Genomic DNA, 25,027 nt, shown 5'->3' on the forward strand with positions numbered 1-25,027 from the left:
GGACACCATAGCGTCGCACGCTCGCGTGCGATGTTCCTGCGACTCGTATGAGCCAGCAAGCCCTCGGCGCACCACGCTGGCGGGCCTGATCGTACGACAAGTGGAACATGGTCTTCGCTTCGCTCTACCTCTTTCTGCCTGGCGGGTCGTTTATCTTTAGTAGGATGGAAGGATTAAGTGTTCAAATGTGTTCTCTATTATAAGATGCATCTCATTGTGCACCTTTAACTTGACGTTTTGTCCTTTGTTCCGTACTATGGATGTTGTTGAAGGGAGAATGTAATGCAGCGAGATTTTATTGTGGAGAGCCGTAGTTTTGATCAACTGTTACGTGGATCATGGCGGGCATATAATATACCTGCTGATCTCCAACTTGGCGACGATCAAGCCTCATCCGCTCTCGATGATTGTAGACGTTTGTGGCTGCCTGCTGGTACACCTATGAATTGGGCATCGGGAACGCGGAACTTACGGAGCAATTGCGTACAGTTTTACTGGCCTGAGCGCTGGTATACGCTCAGTGCTTTCTATAATGAAGATGTGCTTATTCATACCTATGCCAATATTATTCAACCTGTCACGTTGGGGATTGATCGTCTTACCTACGTTGATTTGGATTTAAGTACGTTAGTGAAACCAGATTTGAGCTATGAGGTGCTTACCCAGGCTGAGTTTGAGCATATGGCCGAACTGCTTCATTATGATGAGGCTACACGTGTCAGTGCATTAATGGCTTTACAAACAGTTACAAGCGTTATTCAGCGCAGTATTGGTCTTTTCGCCGTAGTACCGCATCATTTAAATATATCCAATCTGCCTACTGCGAGCCATCATCTGTAATTTCCAGCACCTTATGTGCTGATGCAGAGCAGGAGAGAAAAGTATGTCCAGGCGTCTCGATCATGTGGCTATTCTGGTACGCGATCTGGAGCAGGCTCTGGCCTTTTATCGTGATATCCTGGGGATTATCCCCAGCGAGATCAAAGATGTACCCACTGAACAGGTACGCATTGCCTTTCTACCTTGTGGAGGCCCACAGGACAGTCAAATTGAATTGATTGAGCCGACTCTACAAAATACTGGCTTGCAGAAGTTTTTGGAAAAACGTGGTGAAGGATTGCATCATATCTGTCTCGAAGTCGACGATATCGATGAAGCCTTACAGGACCTTAAAGCCAAAGGTGCCGCCGTCCTTGACCAGCAGCCACGTGTCGCGGCTGAAGGTCGAGCCATCTTCATCCATCCCAAAAGCACCAATGGCGTGCTCCTGGAGATGCTCGAAAAGGAATCCTAGCGGTTGTTAAGACATCCGGTTAGTGGTATTTCGAGTTTGCTCTGTCGATCCTGGTGTACAATATTGATAGAATAAGATTAAATAGCCGTTTGATAGTCAGCAAAGAGAGAATTGTGATAAACGAGCCTTCGATAAGCCAGGAAAAAATTATTGCGGAGAATATTGCCAGTGTGCGTGCCTTGATCGCGCAGGCGGCACTACGTGCCGGGCGTACCCCTGAGGACGTGACGCTGGTGGCTGTCTCTAAAACCAAGCCGCTCGAATTTGTGAAGATAGCATATAATCTAGGAATGAGAGATTTTGGCGAGAATCGGGTCCAGGAAGCTGTAGAGAAACAGGCAGCCTTCGCGGCTCCAGACCTCCACTGGCATATGATTGGGCACGTACAGACAAATAAAGCCAATAAGATCGCCGGACATTTTTCCTATATTCATAGCATTGATAGTTTTCATGTGGCTCAGGCACTGCAACGCTCTCTGGAAAAGCAGCAGGTAGATGATGAGGCTATGCGGCAGGCGATTTTCTTGCAGGTGAATGTGTCTGGCGAGGCGAGTAAGGAGGGGATGGCTCCTGAGGAGGCTGTAACGGTGGCACGTCAGATCATGTCTCTCTCTCTCCTGGAGGTGCGTGGCTTGATGACGGTAGCTCCTCTGGTTGAGGATGCAGAGCAGGTTCGCCCGGTTTTTCGAGCTCTGCGCGCTCTGCGTGATCAACTGCGCCAGGAACTGCCCGATGGCCATTGGGAGCATCTTTCGATGGGGATGACCGATGATTATCAGGTAGCCATTGAAGAGGGTGCGACGATTGTGCGCGTCGGGCGTGCGATCTTTGGTGAACGCATCAAACAACCTCTCAGCTTGTGAGTGGCTGGAGTTCTATACGATTTATTAGCATGGGTGCTGTCCATTGATGATGTGAAAGGAATATCTTCATGAAAGTCGATGAATTATTGTTTAGCCGCCGTACGCGACAGAATCATGCGCTTGAGCATGCTACCTTTACTGTCTTAGCCAGAATGGACCCTGATTTAAGCCTGAGCGCTCGCTCCAATCATAATGGTTTTACTATCTTCGGCGATGTTGATTTAGGATTGCTCAGACGCGCCCTGGATGAGGCTCTGACCCGTTTGCTTGCTGGAGAGGCAGAATTAGCCATCCATCCCAATTGTGGCACGAATTTGGCTGTAGGCGTCTCTATGGTGACGATTGGGACGATGCTGGGAATGGCATCCAATAACAATCGTACCAGAGTAGCATCAGCTGCCGCATCGGGTGTTGCTGGCTGGATGTCTGCGCGTCCTCTTGGAGAATATGTGCAGAAGCACTTTACTACCTTGCCTGAGCTGGAAGGTGTCCATGTGACTGACATTACGCGTCGTAAGCTCTTTGGCTTTACTTATATTGACGTTCGTACTGTTCAGGAGTAAATATGTATACGCCACCACCATTGTTGCCTATACCTATTCTTTTTTACCTGATCCAGTATGGCCTCAGTTTCTTGATTCTGGCCATGCTGGTGCGAGGAATTGCTTCCTTTTTTCCCAACGCTGAACGTTTTGCGTTCATTCGTTTTCTGGCTTATCTGACTGATCCTTTTATTATGCCCATGCGGCGTATCATCGGTCAGATCGGCATCCTGGATCTCTCCTTTATTGTGGCCTGGTTTATGCTCACTATCCTAAAAATTGTGTTGATTCAGGCTTTGCCAGCGGGATGGTAAGAGATGTTGATCTCTCTGCGGGTTATTCCACGCAGTGGCAGAAATACGTTGGAGTGGGATGGAGATGGATTGAAGGCCCATCTGACAGCTTCTCCTGTCGATGGAGCTGCGAATAAAGCACTGATAGCGCTGCTGGCTGATCAATTGTCTGTACCTAAACGCACGCTTAGTATTGTGCGCGGCGCTACCAGTCGTCAAAAAGTTATCGCGATTGAAAATCTAACGCTTGAAACTCTGGAAATAAGATTTCCAAAAGCCTAAACCAGACTACAGTACCAGTATTTCTCCTGTAGTCTGGTGAGTTTTATACGATGGAACAATACTTTCTGGAGATATTATCCTGCCAACAAAGTCCCCGCTCCCAGCTTGTTTGCCATATGAATATGGTTGTTACTATCAACCGATAAGATCACGACTGCTTTATTCACTGGATCTCTATCGCTTCCCATTGTGATATTTCCGCTGACGCCTTGCAGATTTTTAAGCTGTGCCAATGCTGCTTGTAGCGCATCAGGTTTCATTGTTGTGGTGCCACCCAGAGCAGTTTGGGAACTGGTTAGTAGCGCCAACATGGCGTCATAGGAAAGCATCACGTTACCAGAGGCTCGGGTGAAGCCATAAACCGATGCTGGATGCGCTCCTGCATACGTTGCGGCATAGTCGCTAAAGAAAGCCGGCTTCTTGCTGGACTCTCCCAGGACATCCCACTCGTCAGGATAAGCAAACGCTGTAAATTGGAGCCTGTAGAGATTGAGGCGTGCCTGAGTTGAATAGCCTCCTAGCTCGTAGAGAGCATCTCCTCCCAGGATGCGCGTGTTTGCCAGTGGCGCATAGTTAGGGATTTTTATGAGTAGTGTATCCATATCACTGGCATAGCCTGAGAAGTAGATCAGGCCGGGATCGGCCTTGATGCTTGCCAAACCATCAGTGATTGATTGAGCATCGCCCATTTTGTAATTGATTACCTGGGTGATTGTGCCCTTAAATGCTCCCTGGAAGTCATTGCCCAAGCCGTTGCTGTATGAGTCAGATGCATCTTGAAAAACGACAGCTTTTTGGGTCTTGAGTGTGTTTTGTGCGTACGTTGCGCCGACTTCAGCCTCCATTTTGTTGGATGGTGCTACCCGGAAGAAGTAGGGTGAGAAACCTGTTAGCTCATCACTGGAAGCAGTGGCTGATATCAGTGGGATATGGGCTTTTGCCAGGGTCCCTACCGCGTTGATCGTGTAGCTGCTGAAGGACCAGCCCATCACTCCGACAATGGTGTGATCTTTGGCGGCTGCCTGGGCTATCTGATCAGCTACGGCGTTGGCGTTGCTTGAGTTGCTGCCCGCATTGGCGATGACCAGCAGCACTTTTGCCTGTCCTAACTTATTCTGACTATTCCATTCGCTTTGCGCGATATATGCTCCCTGTAAATCGTCCGCTCCTACGCTGGCGTTCGCGCCGCTGAGGATGGTTCCAATGACATATGTAATATGGGGACTGCCAGAGGCGAGGACGCGTGCATCTTCTTGATAAATATGGGCTTCGGCGTCGCTGGAGTCTCCTGTCGTTGAATTGCCGTTGCTTGCATTGCCCCAGAGCGTTGCCGCCTGGCTGGGATTTTGAAAGGCTGCCGCAGCATCTTTCTTGATTGCTGCATTTCTACGGCTGGTATCGAAGGCGAAGTTCCCTTCGCTGAGTCCAATTGGCTCATTATTCACTGTTTTGACGCTGATCGGATTGGTGTAGGTGACCGTTGGCGTCACTGCTTTGCTGGTGCCGGTACTGCTAATTGGATATGACGAGTTCGATTTTGTGAGCAGGGGGACGACAAAGATGAATAATGCTATGATAATGACCACTATAATGAGTATGATGAAACTTCGGGCAATATGATTGTCCTTTTTCTGTGGAATGGCACCTGGAAAAGGAGCATAGTTTTGCTGTTGATTGTTTGCCCGTTGCCCACTTTGTCGGTTCTGATTGCTGGGAAAAGGACTGATCGGATTTGGTTGTGCTTGCCTGTTTTGATTGGAGTTCCCCTGGTTATAGCCGCTCTGATACGATGGGGGCCTGGATGGCTGAGGTGTAGGCGTTGCCGCTGTTGCCGCTATACCTGCTGATGAATTCAACAGATAACTGCTGCTTTTGTTGGTGGTATTAAAGCGTGTACTTAGCAGCTCATCGATATCATTTTTCATGGTGGCCGCGTTCTGATAACGTTTATTGCTATCGATCATCAGCGCGTGTTCGAGAATGCCTTCTAACTCAGGCGTGATCTTACTATTCAGGCTCCGCGCAGGCGGATAGCTGAATGGTGGAAAGTTACGTGGATCTCTGTTGGTTACCAGATGGTGTAGCGTCGCTGCCAGAGCATACAGATCAGAGCGTCCGTCCGCGTTGCCTTGATATTGTTCAGGTGGCGCGTAGCCAGGTGTACCCAGGGCTGTCGTCTGCTTGTGTTTGGCATTTTTGGCTTCATCTGCTCTGGCGATACCGAAGTCTACCAACCGGGCGCGTTTGTCGCGACTACTGATGATGATGTTGGCTGGCTTGATGTCTCGATGGACAATCGGTGGTTTCTGTTCGCCCAGATATTGGAGAATATCCAGGACTTGCGAGATGTAGGTCAGTGCCTCATTTTCGGGCATTGGCTTATTAAACCGCTCCATGTAGTCTTCAAGATTTTCGCCTGGCGCATATTCCTGCACCATATAGTAGCGTAAACCTTCTTTAAAGCTATCGGTGACCGTTGGGATGAGGGGATGGTCGAGGTTCGCCAGCGTCTCTACCTCACGCTCAAAGTTGCGCTCATCCTCCAGACGCTGCGTGGGATCGCTTTCGTCTGAGATTAACTCTTTGATGACGACGCGTTTATTTGAGACACGTGTGTCTTTTGCCAGCACAGCTGCGCCCATGCCACCCTGGCCCAGGATCTTTTCGACCACATAACGGCCGTTCTGTAACTGGCTGTTTGGTGTCAGGGTGATTGAATTCCCTTTCGATCTACCACCAGTTGTTGTTGCGCCAATGCTTCCACTGCTGCTGTTTGATACCTGGGTAGGACCAGTCATCTGAGGATTGACCTGTCCCACGACTGTTTGACCATTGGCTGCTGTATCCAGATATCCCCCACAGTTGGAACAAAAGGTTTCATCTGCCGGATTAACCGTGCCACAAAAAGGACATTTCATAGTGTGCCTGTAATTCCAATCTCGTAGCTATTTACTATCTAGAGATAGTCAAAGACCATCCCTATTTTAAAAAGCGACCCAGAACCGTTGGTTCCATATGGATGCGCCCTAGCTGATCGACATAAAGAACGACAATTGCTTTATTGATTGGATCTCCATTCGATCCAAAGGCAATCTGTCCTCCGACTCCTTGAATTGCTTTGCTGCCATTGATGGCATGTAAAGCCTGGTTCTCATCTTCGGGCGTAGGATTTTTCTTTCCGCTACCCAATGCATTATTGTACGCAGTTAGCAAGGCAACGGTTGCATCATAAGAGAGCATAACATCATTATCTGTACGCGTAAAGCCATAAGCGCCTCCCGGATGCTGGCCGTTGGGATTAAATGCGGCGCTATATTCATTGAAGAATGATGGCTTTTGCGTTGTATATCCAAGCATCTCCCACTCGTCAGGATAGGCAAAGGCAGTGAAGCGTAGATGGCTAAAGTTAGCCCGAGCGCTGCTCTGATATCCTCCCAATTCATAGAGGGCATCGCCTCCCATCACGGGTAGATTACCCGCTGGCAGGTTAGATAACACTGTGCTTACGTCGCTGGCGTACCCTGAGAAGTAGATCAAGTCAATGCCTTGCGTCAAAACTTTTTTGACTCCACTGGCGATGGTTGCGGCATCTCCAATCTTATAATTTTCCTCAATAATCTGATTTTTATCCTTTACTCCAAACTGCTCGCGAAAATCCTGAGCGAGGCTTTCACTATATGTATCCTGATTATCATAGAAAAGAGCTACCTTCCTGGCATGCAAGGTCTGTTCTGCATACTTCGCTCCCTGGACGCCCTGTACCGTATTGGCTGGCACGACGCGCAGAAAGTATGGTGAGGCAGAGGTCAACGCGTCGCTGGATGATGTTGATGATACCATGGGAATATGCGCCTGACTCAATCCTTTAATCGCTGCTTGCGTGCGCCCACTGAAAGGCCAACCCATAACGCCGACGAATGTCGTATCCGACTGCTGAAGTTGTACGATCTGCTGCACAATTCTGCCTACATTACTGATGGCTGTACTTGCCTGGCTACCCGTATTAGCAATGAGCAGGCGAACCTGTACGCCACCTTGTAATTTGGCTGCATCGTTGTACTCCTTCTGTGCTACATAGGCACCCTGTAGATTATCTCTCCCTACCTGAACCTGCTCGCCACTGAGCATTGTCGCTACCACCAGTGTGACATAGGGAGTCCCAGAATTGATTACACGAATATCCTCTTGATAGATGAGTGCTTCGGCGTCGTTGGAGTTTTGTTGGATGGCCTGATTTAACAGTGAGATCGTCGCATTGGTGTTGTTTTGTTTGAGCTGCTGGGCGGCCTGCGTTTTCAGGACACCATCGGCTAATGTCGTATCGAAAGCCGTGGTGCCATCGCTGATCCCAATCGGCTCCCCATTGATCATCGTGACGCTGATGGCTGTTACCTTTGTGCCCGATGTTACCAGCAGATAGATTCCAGACAAACCTATAATTAGCAGCAAGATGAGTCCCAGCAGCAAGCCTACAAGGAGCTTTCTTTTCGATTTCTTTGGCGCTTGCTGTACAGGCGGATTCTGTGGCGTGAGCAGCGTGGGATATCCAGCCGCTGGCGTTTGGCCTGCATAGACGTTTGGCAATGGCGTAATCGGCCCGATGCCCGGTAATGTGATGGGGGCCGCCTTCATGGGTAGCCCTGGTGGCGTTGATGTTTGCAGCTGGGTTGGCTGTTGCGTGATAGAAAATGTTGATGATGCAGATGCGGATAGCGCATTCATCTGTCCTGATGTGCCCAGCTTATAGTTATCGATATTGCCTGATAGTCCAAATTGTTGCTGTAATATGTGGTCGATCTCTTGTTTCATCTCCAGTGCGCTCTGTGGACGCTGATTGATGTTATTGTTCAGCGCTTGTGTCAGGATAGTCTCGGTCTCTGCCGTGATGGCCGGATTCAAGGTGCGTAGCGCCGGATAGCTAAATGGTGCATAGGTTCTTGGATCATGATTGGTGAGCACGTGATGGAGGGTAGCCGCCAGTGCATACAAATCTGAGCGTGGATCGGCTTTCCCTTGATACTGTTCAGGTGGAGCGTAACCAGGTGTTCCCAGCGCCGCTGTCTGCTTGCGTGCTTCCTCAGCGCGTGCAATGCCAAAATCTACCAGATGAGCTCGCCTGTCTTTTGTGCCGATGATGATGTTGGCTGGCTTGATATCTCGATGCACAATTGGAGGTACCTGTTGACTCAGATAATCCAGCACGTCGAGAATCTCTGACGCGCAGATCAGTGCTTCGCGCTCCGATAGTGGTTGGTTCAGGCGGTTGAGATACTCCTCGAGATTTTCGCCAGCGATATATTCCTGGACCATGAAGTAGCGCGTGCCCTCTTGAAAATGATCTGTGACGCCTGGCACCAATGGATGATCAATATGTGCCAGCGTTGCCACTTCACGCTTAAAGTTGCGCACGTCCTCCAGGCGATGAGTCTGATCTGTGCTATCGGAGATCAGCTCTTTAATCACCACCTGCTTATTGTCCAGGCGGATATCCGTTGCCAGGAGCGCTGCTCCCATACCTCCCTGACCCAGAATTCTTTTGACAATATAGCGGCCGCCCTGCAATTGCGAGCCGCTGTTCAGCGAACTTGACAGCGTCAAATCACTATTTGAAGGCGCAGATGGCAATGGCGAACTTACCTGATGACCACAATTTCCGCAAAAGCGAACGTTATCACGAAGTTCTTTACCGCAGTAAGGACACTTCATCTTCCGACCTGCCTTCTAAGACGTGAATGTCGCTTCGCGTCTTTTAATGGTTTGTGCTCTGTTACGTAAAAATTACTCTTTTAAAAGCTGTCGTGAGGGTACAAAATAAATCTCTTTCGAAATATCTATCCTCCTATTACATACGCAATCTCCCATGAAAAGTTAAAATCGCAGTGGAAGTTAGCACAGGAGATAGTCTTTAACGTAGATCAGCCAGGAACGTACGGTCAGCTCTTTTTTTGCACAGCAAAAGACCCTGCTCAGGATCATATCCGGCAGGGTCTGAAAGTCAGGGGCCAAAGAAAGGAGCTCTTTCTCTGCAGGCCTCTTAACGCTCTACTGGAGAGCGTACAAGGCTGCCCCATTCGGTCCATGAACCGTCGTAGTTGCGTACATTGGGATAGCCAAGCAAGCGAGTAAGTACAAACCATGTATGCGCTGAGCGCTCACCGATACGGCAGTAGGAGATGACATCTTTATCAGGTGTGACATCCTTTGCGGTGTAGATCTCTTGCAGCTCATCGGCTGACTTGAAGGTGCCATCCGCGTTAGCTGTGACGGCCCAGGGGATGTTCTTGGCATGAGGGATATGTCCGGCACGCTGTGCACCCTCTTGCGGGTAGTTGACCATGTGCAGCAGTTCGCCGCTGTACTCCTGAGGAGAACGGACGTCAACGAGGCGCAGGTTCGCGTCGTTCAAACTGGCCAGCACTTGATCGCGGAAGGCGCGAATCGACTCATCTGCGGGCTGTGCATGATAGGTGGTCGCTTCGTAGTGAGGCACATCTTTAGTATATGGACGGCCTTCGGCTTCCCATTTAGTGCGTCCGCCATTGAGAACTTTGAGGTTTTTGTGTCCATAGCCGCTGAACAGCCAGTATGAATAAGCTGCATACCAGTTGTTGCGATCGCCATAGAGCACAATCGTGGTGTCGTTTGAGATACCCCATTTAGAGAAGAGCTTTTCAAGACCTTCCTGATCAATGAAATCGCGGCTCAGAGGATCTTGCACGTCGACATGCCAGTCGAGTTTGACTGCTCCGGGAATATGTCCAACTTCATATAACAGTACATCTTCGTCGGCTTCAATCAAGCGGACATTCGCATCATTAAGATGATCTGCGACCCAACTTGAGTCGACGAGTGCTTCTGGATGTGCATACTCAGCCATAGTATCTGGCCTCCTTATTTATTAACCACCATTGTTGACTTAGTGGATCAACATTTGAAACTTCTACTGTAGTATAGAAGCTAGAGATGGCTGATGTCAAGGGAGATTTGTACAGGTTTTGTCTTTTTCTGTGTGAATCATGTCTGTTTATTAGAAGGTGAAGCTGGTCGGAGACACTGCTTTGCTCGTTCGTCGCTCTATGATGAGTGTAGAGCCCGAAAAATAAATTTATGTATCTGGTATACTTTAGAATGGTTACGTTGTTGTCTTCTTGATGTCCTATGCCTGCATGTTTGCTTCGCTGGAGTGCGTACTCTGTATCTCTGTCAAATCTTTAGCTATTGTTTCTTTTTCATCGATCTTGCGAGATAGGAGTTACGCATGCCTGCTGCACGTTCGTCTGTACAAGCTGAGAAACCTGAAGAAACTTTTAAATTTTCTCAGATCTTTATTGCCTTTGCGAGTATGCCACGTGTTATTCGTCTGGTCTGGTCGGCCAATGCTCCCATGACGATTGCCATGGGAGCTATCAGTATTGTGCGCGGTCTGGTGCCACTGGTCACAGTGATCATTTCTCAGATGGTGATCGATAATGTTGTCTATAGTATTCGTACCCATTCGATCGCCACAATCTGGCTTCCCGTTATCTTACAGCTTGTCGTGAGTCTGTGTGATCGTCTCTTACAGAGCCTGAATAGTATCGTCCAACAACTTTTGCAGGATCGTGTCTCCGATCATATTCAGCTCATCATTTTGCGCAAGGCCAATACACTGGATCTCTCGTTTTTTGAGGATACAGAGTTTTATGATAAGTTACGTCACGCGACACAAGAGGCAAACTACAAGCCAGTGATCCTGATCTCACAAACATTTGAAATGATACGAACCCTGATCACACTGACCTCGATGTTGATCTTGTTGTTTCAATTAGCCTGGTGGTTGGTTCTGATTGCCTTTGTCGTTCCGCTGCCATCCTTTTTTGCCAACAGTCGCTATAGCTGGCGAGCCTATCGGCGTATGCGCTCCGAAGCGCCCGAGCGTCGCATGATGTGGTATCTGACCCATGTCATGACGATCGATGATTATAACAAAGAAGTGAAGCTATTCAATCTTGGGGATTTCTTCATTGGACGCTTTGTCGCGCTGATGGAAGAGTTTTATGCGGAGAACAAGAAGCTGGTCATTCCACGTTATCTGAGCGGTTTTATCTGGTCCGCGATTACAGTGATTGCCAATTCAGCTATTTATCTCTATGTGGCCCTCCAGGCGGTGCAGGGGAGGATTACATTGGGTGGACTGACGAAATTTACGCAGGCATCGATCCAGGCAGGCGCGAGTTTTCAGCTATTGCTGGATGGACTCACGACAATCTATGAGAATGTGCTGTTTGTGAATACGCTCTTTGAGTTTCTTGAGTACGAGCCGATTATTCTTTCGCCTGCGCAACCTTTGCCGATCCCGGTCCCGATGACTTCTCTGGGCATGGAGGTCGAGTTTAGAGACGTCAGCTTTACCTATCCGGGAAAAACCACACAGGCCCTGAGTCATGTGAGCTTTACTATTCATGCTGGCGAGTCGATGGCGCTGGTGGGCCGCAATGGGGCCGGTAAAACCACATTGATTAAGTTGCTCACGCGCTTGTATGATCCCGATGAGGGCGAGATTCTGGTGGGTGGACAAAATATTCGTATGTATGATCTGGTGTCCTTACGCCGTCAGGTTGGAGTCATTTTTCAGGATTTTGTGAGATATCATTTGACGGCGAGCGAGAATATTGGCGTTGGTCGGATTGACGATATCGAGGATCTTGAGAATATCAAGTTCTCGGCCACCAAAAGTGGAGCCCATCCTGTAATCGAGGATCTGAGCAATGGATACGAGACGATCCTTGGACGCTGGTTCAAAGAGGGCGTTCAGTTGAGTGGAGGCGAATGGCAGAAGGTTGCTCTGGCACGTGCTTTTATGCGCGATGCGCAGATCCTGGTTCTGGATGAGCCAACCAGCGCCTTAGATCCTCAATCCGAATATGAGATCTTTAAACGCTTTCGACAGCTTACAGAGGGGAAAACCGCTCTTTTTATCAGCCATCGTTTCAGCACGGTGCGCCTGGCGGATCGAATTGTGGTGATTGAGAATGGCTGTCTGCTCGAATGTGGATCTCATCAGGATCTGATGTCCTTAAACGGTCGCTATGCTGAACTTTTTAGTCTCCAGGCTGAGGCGTATCGTTGACCTTTGTTGTGTTTTTGCTGTAGATGCTGTGCAGGGAGTGGTAAGATGATTATTGATTCTACTACTCTCTGCACGTTTGAGGAGCATTAGATGATTATGTTGTCAGGATGTTCTATTATCTATTTCCGTGTAATACCCAGCCCTCTCTCAATCTGAGAGAGATCATAGATCCCACCTCTTTGCTCATAGCCACCCTTGAATGGATCTTCTGTCAGGAGCATGGGGCTATCAAGATCGATAAACAGAAAGCCACCCAGCCCGGCTGCCAGATGAGCTGATGCACTGATTGCCAGGCGCGACTCGATCATGGCTCCTATCATCAGCTGTTTGTTCGAGGCGCGACAGAGGGCTGCGATATCCATCGCTTCTAAGATTCCAGTTTTCATTAACTTAATGTTGATAACATTGGCAGCGTTTTCTGAGATGATACGTGCGACCGCTGTCAGGCTGGAGGCGCTTTCATCGACCGCTATCGGGACCGTTGTATGTTGCATGATATAGCGCAGCCCCTGGAGATCATCTTTGTGCACGGGCTCTTCGAGGAGTAGCGGGCGGATATCACGATCGTCGAGTGCCTCCAGACAGAGCAAGGCTTCATTGGGGGTATAGCCCTGATTGGCATCCAGCGTAATCGCCAGCTGTGGGGCACCGCTGCGGATAGCTTCGACGCGATTGACATCGTCGCGCAGGTCACCACCAACCTTGACCTTCAGGGTTTTAATGCCACGTTTCGCTGTCTCCTCTGCTAACTCAAAACCACGTTCTGGTGTCACCATCGGGATACTCATATCCGTCTCGATGAATGAATGCGCCCCACCAAAGAAGCTGTAGAGTGGAATGCCGTAGGAGTGCGTCAAGGCATCGAGAATAGCCATCTCGATACCAGCGCACACGGTTTTTTGTGCATAATAAAAACCATGGACCAGCTGCGAGAGCAGACGCCATTGTGAGGTATCGCGTCCCACCAGAAGATCGATGCAACCTCTGGCTGCGGCCAGGGCGGTCTCCTGTGACTCTCCTGTACTGGGTGGAAATGGTGCGCACTCGCCATAGCCCACACTGCCATCCTCGAGTGTGAGCGTGATAAGTACGTTGCGTGCCGCTGTGACGCTGCCGGTCGCAATCGCAAACGGTTCGCGTAATGGAATATTCAATGCTTCAACGGTCATTGAACGAATAGTTGTACGTGCCATATTCGCTCCTTTCCCATAATCGCCATAGTGCAAAACGCTTTGACCTTTTCAGCGTTCCCGTCCTACTGTACTTTTTCTACTGTACTTTGCGCTGATTATATCATGGTTAACCACTGTCATGCCGATGATTTTTTGACGCCACACGCCGTCTGAAAGCAAGGCGGGGAGTTTCCGCGCGAGAGAAAAATCCTCTTTTTGAGGAATTGAGTGCATGGAAGTATATATGGATGGCAATTTTCAAAAGTGGCGGAAAAAAAGCCAGAAAGTAGTAGCATTTCGTATCATTGTGTGGTATAATCTCAAGACACTGTACACACGTAGTTGCTTTCAATGGCTGATCCGTGAAAGTTGTGCCGTACAGGAGAAGAGCTATATGGGAAATTTAGACCCAAGAATTGAGAAGCATTTATGTCATTCACAGACCAGACGTTGATTTGCCGCGACTGCAATCAGGAATTTACTTTTACCGCTGGCGAGCAAGAATTTTATGCGAGCCGTGGACTAACCAACAATCCTTCACGTTGCCCATCATGCCGTGCAGCTCGTAAGAGCCACATGGGAGACCGCTCACGTTCCTCACGTGGTGGTAATGATGGTGGCTACCGCGAGCCACGCCAGATGTATACCGCGACCTGCGCAAGTTGTGGTAACGAGGCTCAGGTACCATTCCAGCCCCGCGAAGATCGCCCAGTTTATTGCAGCGATTGCTATCAGCCTCGCACCGCGAGCCGTGGTGGCAGTGGCGGCGGCGGCGGTGATCGCCGATCCTCTCGCTGGTAGACTCTATGAGCGAAATTGTGATTCAAGCCGGTGAATCGTTTGAACTTGCGCTTAAACGATTTAATCGTAAAGTACAAAACGCGGGTATTCTTGCCGAAGCTCGTCGTCGAAGATATTACGAGAGCCCACAGTCGCGTCGCAAACGGAAAGCTGAAGCCGCTCGTCGCAAACAGCGTCGGTCACGCTTCTAAGAATTTCTGAGCGTACGGCCCAGCAGTCACGGACTACAACGTCAATGGAGAGTACATCTGATAGAAACAGTCTATCAGGAGTACTCTCTATTTTTATGTTCAATCTCTGCTAATTAATTATTAGTTTCTTGACAAAAGAAAGTGAGTATGATAACCTACTGCTAATGTTAGTGATGTAACTAACTTTTGCACAGTTTATTTTCTCTTGGAGGATTATTTACATGGCTTGGACAATTGATACATCTCATTCTCATGTCGGTTTTAATGTTCGCCACATGGTTGTGAGCACAGTTCGTGGAGGATTCAGCAAATTCACTGGTACACTAAACTTTGATGAGGCAAATCCTGCTAGTTCTTCGGTAGAGGCCGTAGTGGAGACTGCCAGCATCGATACTCGTGATGCCAACCGTGATAATCATCTTCGTTCGGCTGATTTCTTTGACGCTGAAAAGTATCCAACCATAACTTTCAAGAGTACCAGCATCGAAAAAGATGGTGACGATTATAAAGTTACTGGCGATCTCAACTTGCACGGTGTCACCAAACCGGTTACTTTTACCGTAGAGTATTCCAGTACGGTTAAAGATCCCTATGGCTTGCAGCGTGCCGGCTTCTCAGCCCGAGCAAAAATCAATCGTAAAGACTATGGACTGACCTGGAACAACCTGCTCGAGACCGGTGGTGCTGTCGTCAGTGACGAAGTCAAAATCGAATTGGATGTCGAAGCTACCCAACAGTAGTTTGGGTTTCATAGAAACTATACCTGAAGCAATCAGCGGCCTGGAACCATTTTATGCGCTAGAATAGTTCCAGGCCGCTGATTGCTTTTGTTATGAGTATTTTTTCTTATATTTTCTTTATTTCGCACGCTGGAAAATCACTATCTACTCAGCCACAACATGATGTATATAATAGTAGAATACGGGATGTATCTGACGTGCTTGATTGTGGATATGTACAGTAATTTGATTGAGGAGTATTAAGCTATGCAAGCTGTTGTAATTACGCGTTTTGGTGGTCCAGAGGTCTTGGAAATTCAGACGGTGGAGACGCCAGAACCTGTTGGGGATTGGGTTCGTGTGCGTGTGCGTGCGGCGGGTCTTAATCGTGCTGATCTGTCTCAGCGCGCCGGTTTTTATCCTGCGCCGGAGGGATCTCCTCAGGACATACCTGGTATGGAGTTTGCTGGTGAGGTGGATGCTGTCGGACCGTTTGTGACCAGATGGAAGATTGGACAACGTGTCATGGGGCTTCTGGGAGGTGGTGGGCAGGCCGAGTATGTGATTGTGCATGAGGGCTTGCTGATTGAAATTCCTGAAAATTTGGATTTCGTGCAGGCGGCGGCGATACCAGAGGTGTTTATCACTGCTCATGATGCTCTATTCACGCAGGCTCATTTGAAGATGGGCGAACGGTTACTTGTACACGCTGCCGGAAGTGGAGTTGCCACTGCTGCGATTCAATTGGCGCGGGCGGTTGGTGCGACTGTCTATGGAACTTCACGTACAGCCAGCAAACTCGAGTCGGCCAAGAAGCTAGGCCTTGAAGTTGGTCTATCTGAGACCAATTTTGCGGCTGAGATTAAGCAGTTGACCAATGATGAAGGTGTCCATGTGGTGCTTGACTTTGTTGGGGCCACTTATATGCAGCAAAATTTAGATGCTCTGGCTCCATGGGGGCGTCTGGTTTTTCTGGCCACGCTGGGAGGTTCACAAGCCGATGTGGATCTACGCTTGGTGATGGCTAAACGCCTGCAAATTCGTGGATGTACGCTCCGCTCGCGGACCTTGGACGAGAAATTACAGGTGACACGTCTCTTTACGGAGCAGGCGATCCCTCTGTTCGCGAATGCTACATTGCTACCTATCGTCGAAGAAGTTTTTCCCTGGCAGGATATCGCTAGAGCTCATACTGTTATGGCGGAAAATCGCAACTTTGGAAAATTAATCTTGCGCGTTGAATAGATTGACCCTTTGTCCTGGCTAGCGAACGTATATGCGACTATCTCGATAATGATCTTTTGCTTAGAAATCCTGGTACCGATAGCGGCACCGACATTTCATGTGGCTGATGTATCAACGCGTCTGCGATGGTGCGAACAATCAGATTTGTTCTGTCTTCACCTTCTGGTAGCGATGATGAGATGATGCGAATGATTTCATAGACGTTTAATTCGTTTGCTTCATGGCGTAGCTCGTTGGCGTAATGATCTACTCTTCTATTCGCGGCGCGTGCCTGCGAGACTATCAGATGCTGTGAGACGCTGGTTGCGACGTTGGCAATCGTCATGACAATTTTGATGCTCTGAGGGACAAAAAAGGTGTTACTGAAGAGAAAAAAAAGTAGCACTGTTCCTAAAATGAACATAGTACCGATAATCGCAACAATGAGGCTGATGAAAAACCAGCATTGCGCTTCAAAGAGACTTTGTTGATACATCTGCTCTAAAGCCATCATGTCTTCTGGAGAGGATGTTTTGCGTGATTTTTGCTTGAAATATGATTTTTTGCGACTACTTTTGCGCATTTTTCCATATCCTCACTCTTGATCATCCTGGACATTTTATAAATATTGCCATTTTATCTCGGATAGGTTAGAGGGCACTTTCTTGCAATGGTCCTGTCTGTTGCCGTTTTGTTCCCTCTGACAGCGCTGCTATCCCTAGCGACGAGGAGATCAGAGCCTTTTGCAGAGAGTTTTTTTGCGTCTCGCTCATTTGAATGTGCGTGATAATGTGCGTTAGAGCTGAGAAGTTACGAATCTCTGTCAGGCTGTTCAGATAATGATCAACTTGTTTATTGGCTAATTGCGTTTGGCGGAAGATCCAGATGGCCACACATGCGTTCATGATATTGGTGCATATGACGAAGCTGATTACCGGAATGGCTTGTTTCTCTAGCTGTAATGAGTATAAGAGGAAGGGAATACAGATCGAGAGCGTAATCAGGATTGCTTCCAGAATTGCGGTAAAGACGCTACAGCGAAACCAGTTTAACGCTCCTTGATGGCCCTCTTCGTAGAGTCTTTCAAGCAGCTCAAAATTTTTCTGAACCGCTTCTACGATCCGTTGATAGGCTTTTTCCTGCGGGATGCGTAATACGCGCTTTTGATGACTTACATCGGTTATGTCTCCTCGATTGATACACGGTGTCTCAACGATCACTGTTCCCATCGCATCGACCTCAATCTTCATATCCTCAGGAGTAAATACGTTATCGCTGATGATGGCGTTGCGAGCAACTTCGCTTAGCGTTGCTTGCTCATCTGTGATGGAAGGATCATTTGCGTTAAAATATAACTTTACCAATGGTTGTCTTACACGTGAAGTCACTATTTTTTCCTTTCTATACTCCACTATACATAAATTTCTATAAATCCCTTTAATTATTTTTTCCTTATATCACATATGCGTGACAGTGATTAATTTATAACATTTTAAACTGTATTTGTCAAATTATATACATTTATATATAACAATGTATTTTTTGTGCTTTTGCCTATGAAGTTGATGTATGAAATATGTTGTTTGAAAGAGGATGCCGTGAGGACGAGGATTGATGAATCTTGATTGTATCAATGTCGTCCTCTTATGAAGTGGATGTTTGAGCTTAGTTTTTTGTGGGTACAGGTTCGAGAATCCATAGCTTCGTCTCAGCTTCACGACCTGTCACTTGTCCAATACTCGTGCTGCTACTATTTTGGAGGCATATATCGATGTCCGCGGCTAATCCTGCCTGTATCACGTGCTGGATCGAATGGCTGGATGCGATTAATTTAGGAGGCGTATAAAATTGGTACAGGGTGCTCGCTGCAAGCACGCTTTCGTGGCATTGGATATCTGGCTGTTGACGCTGAATCTCCTGTGCGAGATAACCAGCACAAACAGTATCATCAAGTGCAAACGCACCACTCTCGGCTGCACATATGATAGCGATATTACTCTCGCGTGTGTGAGCCTGTGCAAGCGCATAGGCTGTGACTGCAGCTGCATTATAAAAGCATCCAGCCAGGCGAACACTCTGCTCAGGACAGGCGAAGAATGCTCGCGTGCCATTGGTCGTGGTAAGTATCAACTCCTGATTACTGAGTCGAGTTCGTGCAAACTCTGCGGGAGAATTGCCAAAATCAAAATCGGGCAAAGGTTTCGCCTCACGCTCTCCACATAACAATCTGCCAGGAATCAGCCTTGCGGCCTTGCGAGCCTGCTCAACAGTATCAGCGAGCAGTATCCGTTTTGCTCCACTATCAAAGATCGTGGCAATCGAAGTCGTCGCACGAATTACATCGATCACAATATAAATATCTTCAGCCATAAGTCGTGTTGCCAGAGCGGCAGCAGGACTCATATGAATCTGTAATTTCATTGTTTATCTCTCTTGAATATATCTGCTCTGCATATAAAACAACTGTGTTGACATGATTGTATCCCAAACCCAAAGTAACGTCGTACGCTACTACTCTGTTAAGAAACATAGGAACGTTGCCAGGCAAAGAAGGATGATCCCTTGCACCAAGCGCTCAGGACAGCCAACGTAGCGGCGCGGCTCCGCCGTGCTGTCACTGGACGCACGAACACGTCCCACCGTGGGAAGAGGTTTCAATGGAACCCCATATGGAGCGTGGTCAGACGAGTCACAGACAGCACGGCGGAGCCGCGCCGCTACGTCGGTGAACGTCTCACCTCATCGCTTTCCGGAGATGTTTTGGACGCACATCACCGATACCGCATCGGAGCTATGAGCACTACTTTAAGGTAAGAGCGGCCTTCAATTGTTCCGCGCGTATATCTTCATTCGGGCCGGCCAGCGGCAGCGCCAGTTGTATTTGATTGATTTTGTGGTCCGGCGTCATGAGCAGGCCGCGCCCAGGAACGCCTTCATAGAGCAGGTGTGTTTTGCCAAAGAGCTCATTGCGTTGTTGCTCGTTGATCTCAAGTCCGATTCTAGTTGTGCACTTGCCCAGGATATCTGTCGGTATAGAGTGTGAGCCGCTGTCGGTTGAGGTAATAATCAGATAAACGCCCATGGCACGGGCCTCGATCACCGTTTGTACGAGCTTTTTGAGTGAGGTTGCGGCCGAGAGGCGTTTGGCAAAGAGTTGATAATTACTGATTATCAGTAGAATTTGTGGGATGGTTTTTCCCTGTGCCCAGAGCTGTGGCAGGGTTTGTGTGTTCCAGTGCTGATCGGGAAAGGCGGTCCGACGGCGTTGTATTTGCGCGGTCAGTTGTTGTATGAAGCGGTTTAACTGTTCATCGGAGCTTGCATCGGTCCAGAGTAGGTCGCCATGGCTGGATCGCATATGTGGCAGCATCTGAAAACTATCGAGTTCTGCGCGTGGATCTATGATCGCGCAATGGAGTTGGGCTGGTAGAAAGCGCGTCGTGAGCCAGAATAAGATGGTCTGGAGTGCGGTCGCCTTGCCGCTATGCTGTGCTCCTACAATCAGTAATGGACCTCCCAGGAGTTCTCCTTTTGTGCCATGTAGATCAACCAGTAATGATTCGCGTTGCTGCTGCTCTGGTTTATCGATCAGGCCGATCGGTATCTGCATGGAAGGCTTCATATTTTCATGGCTGCGACGTTCTAAAACTTCGCGTCGTGTCATAGGAATGACGGCCAGATACTCATAATCTTTTGTCTGTCTGGCCTGATTTTCATCGCTCTCCTCAAGCGCAAACAGGATCAACGGATCGGGCTGATCAGGTGTGGGAGTAGGAAGTGGTTTGGGCCAATAGTGAATATCTTCTCTGCCCACCGGTGCCTGCGCGTAGGCCGTGCTGATACTTTCGATGGCTGCCTCATACAATGTCCTTGGTCGGATGGCAGTCATGGGACGTGTTTCTTGCTCATCGAGTGGTTGAGACATGCTTTATTTTCCTCTGAATGGTAGTAATAGGAGTGCATTTAGCTGTGATTGGGCTGTGGCCAGTTGCTGCTCTTGCACGATAGGAATGGTGACGCGTGCTGCCTGGAAGAGATCTAACTGGTTATCTCCATGCAAGAGATAGCCACGTCCGGGGATACTCACTGGCAGATTTGCTGCATCGGGACGGTGCAGAATTTCATTGCTCTCGTCGAGCGAGGTACAGCGCAGACATAAGCGATATTGAATGTGATCGCGCACCTTACGCCCGATTAAGCCATCCAACTGCTGGCTTACCAACAGAAGATGGATTCCAATCTCAAGCCCTACCTGTGTAATTGCAAATAGTTCGTCGATCATCGATTCAGCGTATTGCGTCATATCCATAACATTATCGATGACAATTAGCAGCCGTGGCGGGAACTTGCCGGCTTTGTGAAGTATCGCACGCCTGCTTACCTCGGCTCGCAGCAGCGTAAGAAAGCGCTGGATAGGAGCCGCCGAGGTGATATGTGCTTCGAATGCGATTGTATGCGGGAGTTGGCTAAACGACTCCAGTGATCGTCCTGTTTTGCTATCCAGCAGGAGAAAATTGATTTCTGAGGGTCGATAGGCGAGTGCCAGCGATAAGAGGATGGTTTGTAGTAATTCGCTTTTCCCAGAACCGCTTTGTCCGACCAACAATCCATGTGGACCATCTTTGACGAGGTCAAGGTATTGGACTTCGTCTCCGATTTTTAATCCTATTGGGATGCGTAATAACGGCTGTGGTGTGCGAAAAAGGGAGTCGCTCCAGAGTATGAGGGGATCGTAGCCAGTCAGATTGAGCGGAGGATCAAAGAGGGTGCGTAGATCTACCTGCGTGCGCAGATCCATACTACTGGCCGTCGCTGCGCGTAACGATTGTATGCGCAGAGCCAGGGATTGTAAATCATCGAGCGAGGCGTTATCAATCTGCGAGATTGTGGTCGCGGGCTTGTGGTGATCTATGAGACTACGTACGATGGCCTGGGGCGGCCTCTGAATGATTGTTTCTTCGATCTTTGACTTTTTACTTTTCTGCTGTTTCTGCTGGGAAGAAATCTCTTCTGCCTCTAGCTGTAGGATGCGTGGTGGGAGCTCTTCTTGCGATAGATCGATCAGGAGTTGGCACGTCGCCGGCAATGATGTGAGGCTGCTATTGGCACTGAGCACCGAGATGCCTAGATGCCCTCCCTGGCTGAGCGCCAGAGCCAGCTCGGGTCGCTTGAGCGGAGAAACCGAGAGCCGTGGTCGGCGATAAAGCGTTGGCTGTGAGGATTGCGTGCTTGGCGTTGGTAATGTCTGGAGAGGTTGATCAAGATCGCCAGGCGCGTTAAACTCGTCCACAATTATCAGTAAATGTGGTGTGAGCGCAGTCTTTGGTTGCTGTTGTACATCCTCAAATAACATTTTGCGACGCCCCACTTCGCGAGAAATCAGTGGGAGCTGATCTATAATTGCTCCCGTACCGATCGCACATGCGTGGGCCAGGTTGGCATCTTCTATCTGCCCACTTGATTGGCGTGGATCATAGAGAATGGTATGAGGAAGTAGCGTTGTCCATTGCCAGGCTGTTTCTTGTGAGCGTGGAGCGAGTATGATGAGGCGTATGTCCTCTGGCGAGTGATGGTAGACAATCTGGCTGATAATGGCATGCATTAAGCCACGGGCGTCTGAAAGCCTGTTCCCCGGACCAACAATGCCAATGGGACTCTGTCGAGCTATATCTATTAATGATGGGGCATAGACCTGTGCGTAATTGGTCGCTAGCTCTTGAGCATATGCCAGCAACTCGGCTTTCATTTTCTGTGCATAACTCTTATATGACGTGTTGGAATTTTGGGGCTTTTCGTGGATATTGAGATCTATTCCCTCTACCTTTTTGTCTTCAGACTGCTTGTTCTCGATCTGATAGGTTGTTGCATGTTGTGCGATGCCGATCCGTACCTGTAAAAAGTCATCATCCTCGGGATGACGTGCCCAGAGGCTTAAATTTTGCTCATCGAAGGTATGTTGCAGCAACGGCTTGATATCAAGGAGTTCATAGATGACCGATTTAAAGTCATATTGAGCCAGCGGGGGATTGAGCTCCATAAAGGCTTTACGCTCTTGCCACTGAGATACTTTTAACTGAACTTCGGTCTCCTGTAATTGTTTTTGATACTGCTTTAATGCCTGCCTGGCATCGCTCTGAGCGCGGATGCGCTGTCCTGTTAATATGATCAGCGTGCTCAGTGCCATACATCCGCTAACCACCATCAGAGGAATGCTATAAGCATTTGTGTTGCCTGTATTGAGGTGAAGGAACACAAATTCAATCATTGTGATCGTAGTCAGGCTTAAAAAAATAGCCAGAAGTACAGATGCTTGGGGAGGATCTACTAGTCCCGGAGGTATTGGTAGCGTAATCTTCCTGGCAGTAAGTTCAGGCCTGATGCGAGCTTTACGCCTGATGATGGTATATGGCGATTGATAAGACATCACAACCCCCTTCTCAACGTATCTTTCCCACATGCTTATTTTTGGATGAAAGGCTCTATATAATTTTTAATCATAAAAAGAGCTTCTCTGTATAGTAACATACAGCAGGATATCAAGCAAATGCCTGGATATTTTGTCTTAGATGAGCAGTAATTTGACTTTATCTTATGGCCTGTTCTGCCGATGGAGTTTCTAAAGAGGGGGACTTTTATAATGGAAGAGCGACCGAGAAACTTTTTCAAACGCCATCTCAAATTTTTGTTACGCCTTGGATGTACCTTACTGATACTCATCTTTTTATTGAAGTCAATTTCCTGGAAGATTTTGATCGATCAGATCATTCATCTGGACCCTGGTGCTTTGCTGATCTGCGTGGCACTCGGCTTCTATGGAGTGGTGATCAGCTCATATCAATGGCAATGCCTGCTGGATGGAGAGCATATTCATGTCGATCTCAGGAGATTGATCAATCTCTATCAGGTAGGCATCTCTTTTAATCACTTTTTGCCCACTGGTATGGGGGGTGATGTGATCAAAGCCTATTATATAGGCAAAGAAGGAAAAAATGCGGCTGGTTCTGCCAGCGCGGTCGTGATGAGTCGTGTGACTGGCTTCTTTGGTATGGTACTGATCTCTTCACCTGCTTTGCTTTTCTGGCAGACTCATCTAACTCGTCAGATCAAAGTTGGCTATGTTTTATCCTGTGTGCTCATGTTCAGTGTGTTTGTACTGGCCTTTGTTGGAGTCGCGCTGCTGCCGCGTTTTTTACGCTTTAATTGGATTACCAAACGAATCCTACCTCCATTATTGAAACTGGGAACGGCTCTCAAAGAAAGTATTCGGCGTCCACGGACGTTATGGGCGGCCACTATCTTTGGCATGTTATATCATGTTGGATATATCCTCAATTACTACGCGTATGGACTCCTGCTACATATTAATGTACCTGTACCTTTTTATCTGGTAGCCATCCCTTTTGTCTCTCTAATAGCTTTCTTGCCCTTTTCTATCAATGGCTACGGTTTGCGTGAGGGAGCCTTTGTCCTGATGTTTTCGACTGTCCACGTGGCGGTACCGACTGCTATGCTCTTAGTTTTGCTTATGGATCTACAGGTGCTCCTGTTTGGATTGATTGGTGGTGGTATCTATCTGCTTTCTGGAACGCGTAAGGAGAAGGTGATGACATCTGTCATGACGAATACCTGATACACAGAAATGTGGCTCATTCTGTGCTGGAGGCTATATCTTTTATCGCCTCTACCATAGAATGGGCCATTTCAATGTGACTATTTTGTGCTGGCTTTTTTGACGATGGCTGCTTCTAATTTCTGTATAGCTTCCGGATGTTTTTGGATGTAGGCTGAGATTGTATTGGCTTGTGTTTGTTTCAACGTGCCAGCACTCACTGCTTGCTTGAGAACAGTGTTCGCTGTATTTTTCACTAGTGTTTGCAGTGCGCTGGTCGAGACGTTCTGAGCTTTGGCGATATCAGCCAGAGTCTTGCCTGCTTTGAATTGCGCGGTAAGCTGACTTGCGTTCAAATGCAGTCCTTGAGCCAGCAGCGTAATCACATTTTGAGCATACTTGTTGAGCCAGGCATGCTGGATGGTGTGTTTATGCGTGAGCTGGCCGGGGCATACATTGCCCGTACCTTGATTGATCTTCTTGATCATGGCATCTGCTTTTGCCTGGGTCAATTTGCCAGCTTTTACTTTCTGATTAATGACGGCGATCAGCGTCGCTTTATTGTCCTGTGTAAGTGTGCTGACTGAGATGTTGAGTTTTTGTGCGAGTGCTTGTTCATATTGAGTACAGTAGTTCACTTTGGTTGTTGCTGTTGGTGTGCTGGTTGGTGTGGCCGTTGCCTGCCTGGCCGAAGCTATTGTGGGTACGACCAGGAATACGCTTATGACTGCTATCAGAGTCAATAGTGAGCCACCGATACTGGCCAGGATAATTTTGTGTCTCTTGAGGAATGCTTTCATGATCTTATCTCCTGATGGTGCTTATAAATGGTAGACACATGGCTGTTACCTATGCTGTGTCTGTAAATTGTCTTGTAAAGCCTACAAGACGGTAGGCTTACCACTTTTGTGGGGACGCTTTTTATCTT

23 protein-coding genes are annotated in these 25,027 nt (G+C 48.3%); 13 read left to right on the forward strand and 10 right to left on the reverse strand.

Annotated features, from left to right (window positions below):
* Positions 1-282 precede the first annotated feature (282 nt).
* From AC27N8_RS25025 to AC27N8_RS25050, 6 genes are all read left to right on the forward strand, one after another.
* Complete coding sequence (locus tag AC27N8_RS25025) at positions 283-840, forward strand: DUF402 domain-containing protein (RefSeq protein ID WP_487070501.1); 558 nt, start codon at positions 283-285, stop codon at positions 838-840.
* A 43-nt stretch (positions 841-883) separates the two neighbouring features.
* Positions 884-1,294 carry a methylmalonyl-CoA epimerase gene (gene mce, locus AC27N8_RS25030; protein ID WP_487070503.1) on the forward strand — a complete coding sequence of 137 codons (411 nt, stop codon included), beginning with the start codon at positions 884-886 and terminating at the stop codon, positions 1,292-1,294.
* Positions 1,295-1,407: 113 nt separating this feature from the next.
* On the forward strand, positions 1,408-2,157 hold the full coding sequence (locus AC27N8_RS25035) for a YggS family pyridoxal phosphate-dependent enzyme (RefSeq protein ID WP_487070505.1): 750 nt from the start codon (positions 1,408-1,410) through the stop codon (positions 2,155-2,157).
* 68 nt (positions 2,158-2,225) lie between these two features.
* Positions 2,226-2,720, forward strand: coding sequence for a DUF6391 domain-containing protein (locus AC27N8_RS25040; protein ID WP_487070507.1), 495 nt, complete (start codon positions 2,226-2,228; stop codon positions 2,718-2,720).
* Between the two features lie 2 nt (positions 2,721-2,722).
* Positions 2,723-3,013 (forward strand): YggT family protein, encoded by a 291-nt coding sequence (locus AC27N8_RS25045; RefSeq protein ID WP_487070509.1) that lies wholly within the window; start codon positions 2,723-2,725, stop codon positions 3,011-3,013.
* 3 nt (positions 3,014-3,016) lie between these two features.
* The gene (locus tag AC27N8_RS25050) at positions 3,017-3,274 is read left to right on the forward strand and encodes a DUF167 domain-containing protein (RefSeq protein ID WP_487070511.1); all 258 of its coding nucleotides are present in this window, start codon (positions 3,017-3,019) and stop codon (positions 3,272-3,274) included.
* A 74-nt stretch (positions 3,275-3,348) separates the two neighbouring features.
* Here the strand turns inward: AC27N8_RS25050 and AC27N8_RS25055 are convergent, their stop codons facing one another.
* The 3 genes from AC27N8_RS25055 to AC27N8_RS25065 all read right to left on the reverse strand — a co-directional run bounded on the left by AC27N8_RS25055 (position 3,349) and on the right by AC27N8_RS25065 (position 10,151).
* Positions 3,349-6,192, reverse strand: coding sequence for a protein kinase domain-containing protein (locus AC27N8_RS25055; RefSeq protein WP_487070513.1), 2,844 nt, complete (start codon positions 6,190-6,192; stop codon positions 3,349-3,351).
* A gap of 61 nt (positions 6,193-6,253) precedes the next feature.
* Positions 6,254-8,980: a protein kinase domain-containing protein gene (locus AC27N8_RS25060; protein ID WP_487070515.1), complete on the reverse strand. Its 2,727-nt coding sequence runs from the start codon at positions 8,978-8,980 to the stop codon at positions 6,254-6,256.
* Positions 8,981-9,308: 328 nt separating this feature from the next.
* Positions 9,309-10,151, reverse strand: coding sequence for a sulfurtransferase (locus AC27N8_RS25065; RefSeq protein ID WP_487070517.1), 843 nt, complete (start codon positions 10,149-10,151; stop codon positions 9,309-9,311).
* Positions 10,152-10,532: 381 nt separating this feature from the next.
* Here AC27N8_RS25065 and AC27N8_RS25070 point away from each other — a divergent pair, with 381 nt between their 5' ends.
* Positions 10,533-12,383 carry an ABC transporter ATP-binding protein gene (locus tag AC27N8_RS25070; RefSeq protein ID WP_487070519.1) on the forward strand — a complete coding sequence of 617 codons (1,851 nt, stop codon included), beginning with the start codon at positions 10,533-10,535 and terminating at the stop codon, positions 12,381-12,383.
* A gap of 119 nt (positions 12,384-12,502) precedes the next feature.
* Here AC27N8_RS25070 and AC27N8_RS25075 read toward each other — a convergent pair whose 3' ends face one another.
* Entirely contained in the window at positions 12,503-13,576 is a 1,074-nt protein-coding gene (locus AC27N8_RS25075; protein WP_487070521.1) for a dipeptide epimerase, read from the reverse strand.
* A gap of 408 nt (positions 13,577-13,984) precedes the next feature.
* Between AC27N8_RS25075 and AC27N8_RS25080 the strand changes: the two genes are divergently transcribed.
* The 4 genes from AC27N8_RS25080 to AC27N8_RS25095 all read left to right on the forward strand — a co-directional run bounded on the left by AC27N8_RS25080 (position 13,985) and on the right by AC27N8_RS25095 (position 16,511).
* Positions 13,985-14,356, forward strand: coding sequence for a zinc-ribbon domain containing protein (locus tag AC27N8_RS25080; protein ID WP_487070523.1), 372 nt, complete (start codon positions 13,985-13,987; stop codon positions 14,354-14,356).
* Positions 14,357-14,361: 5 nt separating this feature from the next.
* Positions 14,362-14,547, forward strand: a complete 186-nt coding sequence (gene rpsU / locus AC27N8_RS25085) for a 30S ribosomal protein S21 (protein ID WP_126551285.1) — start codon at positions 14,362-14,364, stop codon at positions 14,545-14,547.
* 221 nt (positions 14,548-14,768) lie between these two features.
* Complete coding sequence (locus AC27N8_RS25090) at positions 14,769-15,287, forward strand: YceI family protein (protein ID WP_487070526.1); 519 nt, start codon at positions 14,769-14,771, stop codon at positions 15,285-15,287.
* A gap of 246 nt (positions 15,288-15,533) precedes the next feature.
* Entirely contained in the window at positions 15,534-16,511 is a 978-nt protein-coding gene (locus AC27N8_RS25095) for an NAD(P)H-quinone oxidoreductase (RefSeq protein WP_487070528.1), read from the forward strand.
* Positions 16,512-16,548: 37 nt separating this feature from the next.
* Here AC27N8_RS25095 and AC27N8_RS25100 read toward each other — a convergent pair whose 3' ends face one another.
* The 3 genes from AC27N8_RS25100 to AC27N8_RS25110 form a co-directional block, all read right to left on the reverse strand.
* A complete protein-coding gene (locus AC27N8_RS25100) occupies positions 16,549-17,073 on the reverse strand; it encodes a hypothetical protein (protein ID WP_487070530.1) in 525 nt (174 codons plus the stop codon).
* Positions 17,074-17,140: 67 nt separating this feature from the next.
* Positions 17,141-17,878: a hypothetical protein gene (locus tag AC27N8_RS25105; RefSeq protein ID WP_487070532.1), complete on the reverse strand. Its 738-nt coding sequence runs from the start codon at positions 17,876-17,878 to the stop codon at positions 17,141-17,143.
* Positions 17,879-18,155: 277 nt separating this feature from the next.
* Entirely contained in the window at positions 18,156-18,911 is a 756-nt protein-coding gene (locus tag AC27N8_RS25110; RefSeq protein ID WP_487070534.1) for a 2-phosphosulfolactate phosphatase, read from the reverse strand.
* 141 nt (positions 18,912-19,052) lie between these two features.
* Between AC27N8_RS25110 and AC27N8_RS25115 the strand changes: the two genes are divergently transcribed.
* Positions 19,053-19,304, forward strand: a complete 252-nt coding sequence (locus tag AC27N8_RS25115; RefSeq protein WP_487070536.1) for a hypothetical protein — start codon at positions 19,053-19,055, stop codon at positions 19,302-19,304.
* On the opposite strand, the gene AC27N8_RS25120 is transcribed toward AC27N8_RS25115, so the two are convergent.
* Entirely contained in the window at positions 19,291-20,415 is a 1,125-nt protein-coding gene (locus AC27N8_RS25120; protein ID WP_487070538.1) for an FtsK/SpoIIIE domain-containing protein, read from the reverse strand. The two genes, AC27N8_RS25115 and AC27N8_RS25120, sit on opposite strands and share 14 nt — an antisense overlap.
* Positions 20,416-20,418: 3 nt before the next feature.
* Positions 20,419-22,914 (reverse strand): FtsK/SpoIIIE domain-containing protein, encoded by a 2,496-nt coding sequence (locus tag AC27N8_RS25125; protein WP_487070540.1) that lies wholly within the window; start codon positions 22,912-22,914, stop codon positions 20,419-20,421.
* A 213-nt stretch (positions 22,915-23,127) separates the two neighbouring features.
* Between AC27N8_RS25125 and AC27N8_RS25130 the strand changes: the two genes are divergently transcribed.
* Positions 23,128-24,120 carry a lysylphosphatidylglycerol synthase transmembrane domain-containing protein gene (locus AC27N8_RS25130; protein WP_487070542.1) on the forward strand — a complete coding sequence of 331 codons (993 nt, stop codon included), beginning with the start codon at positions 23,128-23,130 and terminating at the stop codon, positions 24,118-24,120.
* 80 nt (positions 24,121-24,200) lie between these two features.
* Here the strand turns inward: AC27N8_RS25130 and AC27N8_RS25135 are convergent, their stop codons facing one another.
* Positions 24,201-24,899, reverse strand: coding sequence for a hypothetical protein (locus AC27N8_RS25135; RefSeq protein ID WP_487070544.1), 699 nt, complete (start codon positions 24,897-24,899; stop codon positions 24,201-24,203).
* Between the last annotated feature and the right edge of the window lie 128 nt (positions 24,900-25,027).

Source organism: Dictyobacter sp. Z7_2, from assembly GCF_057551105.1.

Coding starts and splice junctions, on each gene's coding strand:
- AC27N8_RS25025 (WP_487070501.1), top strand. CDS start 283: ATGCAGCGAGATTTTATTGTGGAGAGCCGTAGTTTTGATCAACTGTTA.
- mce (WP_487070503.1), top strand. CDS start 884: ATGTCCAGGCGTCTCGATCATGTGGCTATTCTGGTACGCGATCTGGAG.
- AC27N8_RS25040 (WP_487070507.1), top strand. CDS start 2,226: ATGAAAGTCGATGAATTATTGTTTAGCCGCCGTACGCGACAGAATCAT.
- AC27N8_RS25045 (WP_487070509.1), top strand. CDS start 2,723: ATGTATACGCCACCACCATTGTTGCCTATACCTATTCTTTTTTACCTG.
- AC27N8_RS25050 (WP_487070511.1), top strand. CDS start 3,017: ATGTTGATCTCTCTGCGGGTTATTCCACGCAGTGGCAGAAATACGTTG.
- AC27N8_RS25055 (WP_487070513.1), bottom strand. CDS start 6,192: ATGAAATGTCCTTTTTGTGGCACGGTTAATCCGGCAGATGAAACCTTT.
- AC27N8_RS25060 (WP_487070515.1), bottom strand. CDS start 8,980: ATGAAGTGTCCTTACTGCGGTAAAGAACTTCGTGATAACGTTCGCTTT.
- AC27N8_RS25065 (WP_487070517.1), bottom strand. CDS start 10,151: ATGGCTGAGTATGCACATCCAGAAGCACTCGTCGACTCAAGTTGGGTC.
- AC27N8_RS25070 (WP_487070519.1), top strand. CDS start 10,533: ATGCCTGCTGCACGTTCGTCTGTACAAGCTGAGAAACCTGAAGAAACT.
- AC27N8_RS25075 (WP_487070521.1), bottom strand. CDS start 13,576: ATGGCACGTACAACTATTCGTTCAATGACCGTTGAAGCATTGAATATT.
- AC27N8_RS25080 (WP_487070523.1), top strand. CDS start 13,985: ATGTCATTCACAGACCAGACGTTGATTTGCCGCGACTGCAATCAGGAA.
- rpsU (WP_126551285.1), top strand. CDS start 14,362: ATGAGCGAAATTGTGATTCAAGCCGGTGAATCGTTTGAACTTGCGCTT.
- AC27N8_RS25090 (WP_487070526.1), top strand. CDS start 14,769: ATGGCTTGGACAATTGATACATCTCATTCTCATGTCGGTTTTAATGTT.
- AC27N8_RS25095 (WP_487070528.1), top strand. CDS start 15,534: ATGCAAGCTGTTGTAATTACGCGTTTTGGTGGTCCAGAGGTCTTGGAA.
- AC27N8_RS25100 (WP_487070530.1), bottom strand. CDS start 17,073: ATGCGCAAAAGTAGTCGCAAAAAATCATATTTCAAGCAAAAATCACGC.
- AC27N8_RS25110 (WP_487070534.1), bottom strand. CDS start 18,911: ATGAAATTACAGATTCATATGAGTCCTGCTGCCGCTCTGGCAACACGA.
- AC27N8_RS25120 (WP_487070538.1), bottom strand. CDS start 20,415: ATGTCTCAACCACTCGATGAGCAAGAAACACGTCCCATGACTGCCATC.
- AC27N8_RS25125 (WP_487070540.1), bottom strand. CDS start 22,914: ATGTCTTATCAATCGCCATATACCATCATCAGGCGTAAAGCTCGCATC.
- AC27N8_RS25130 (WP_487070542.1), top strand. CDS start 23,128: ATGGAAGAGCGACCGAGAAACTTTTTCAAACGCCATCTCAAATTTTTG.
- AC27N8_RS25135 (WP_487070544.1), bottom strand. CDS start 24,899: ATGAAAGCATTCCTCAAGAGACACAAAATTATCCTGGCCAGTATCGGT.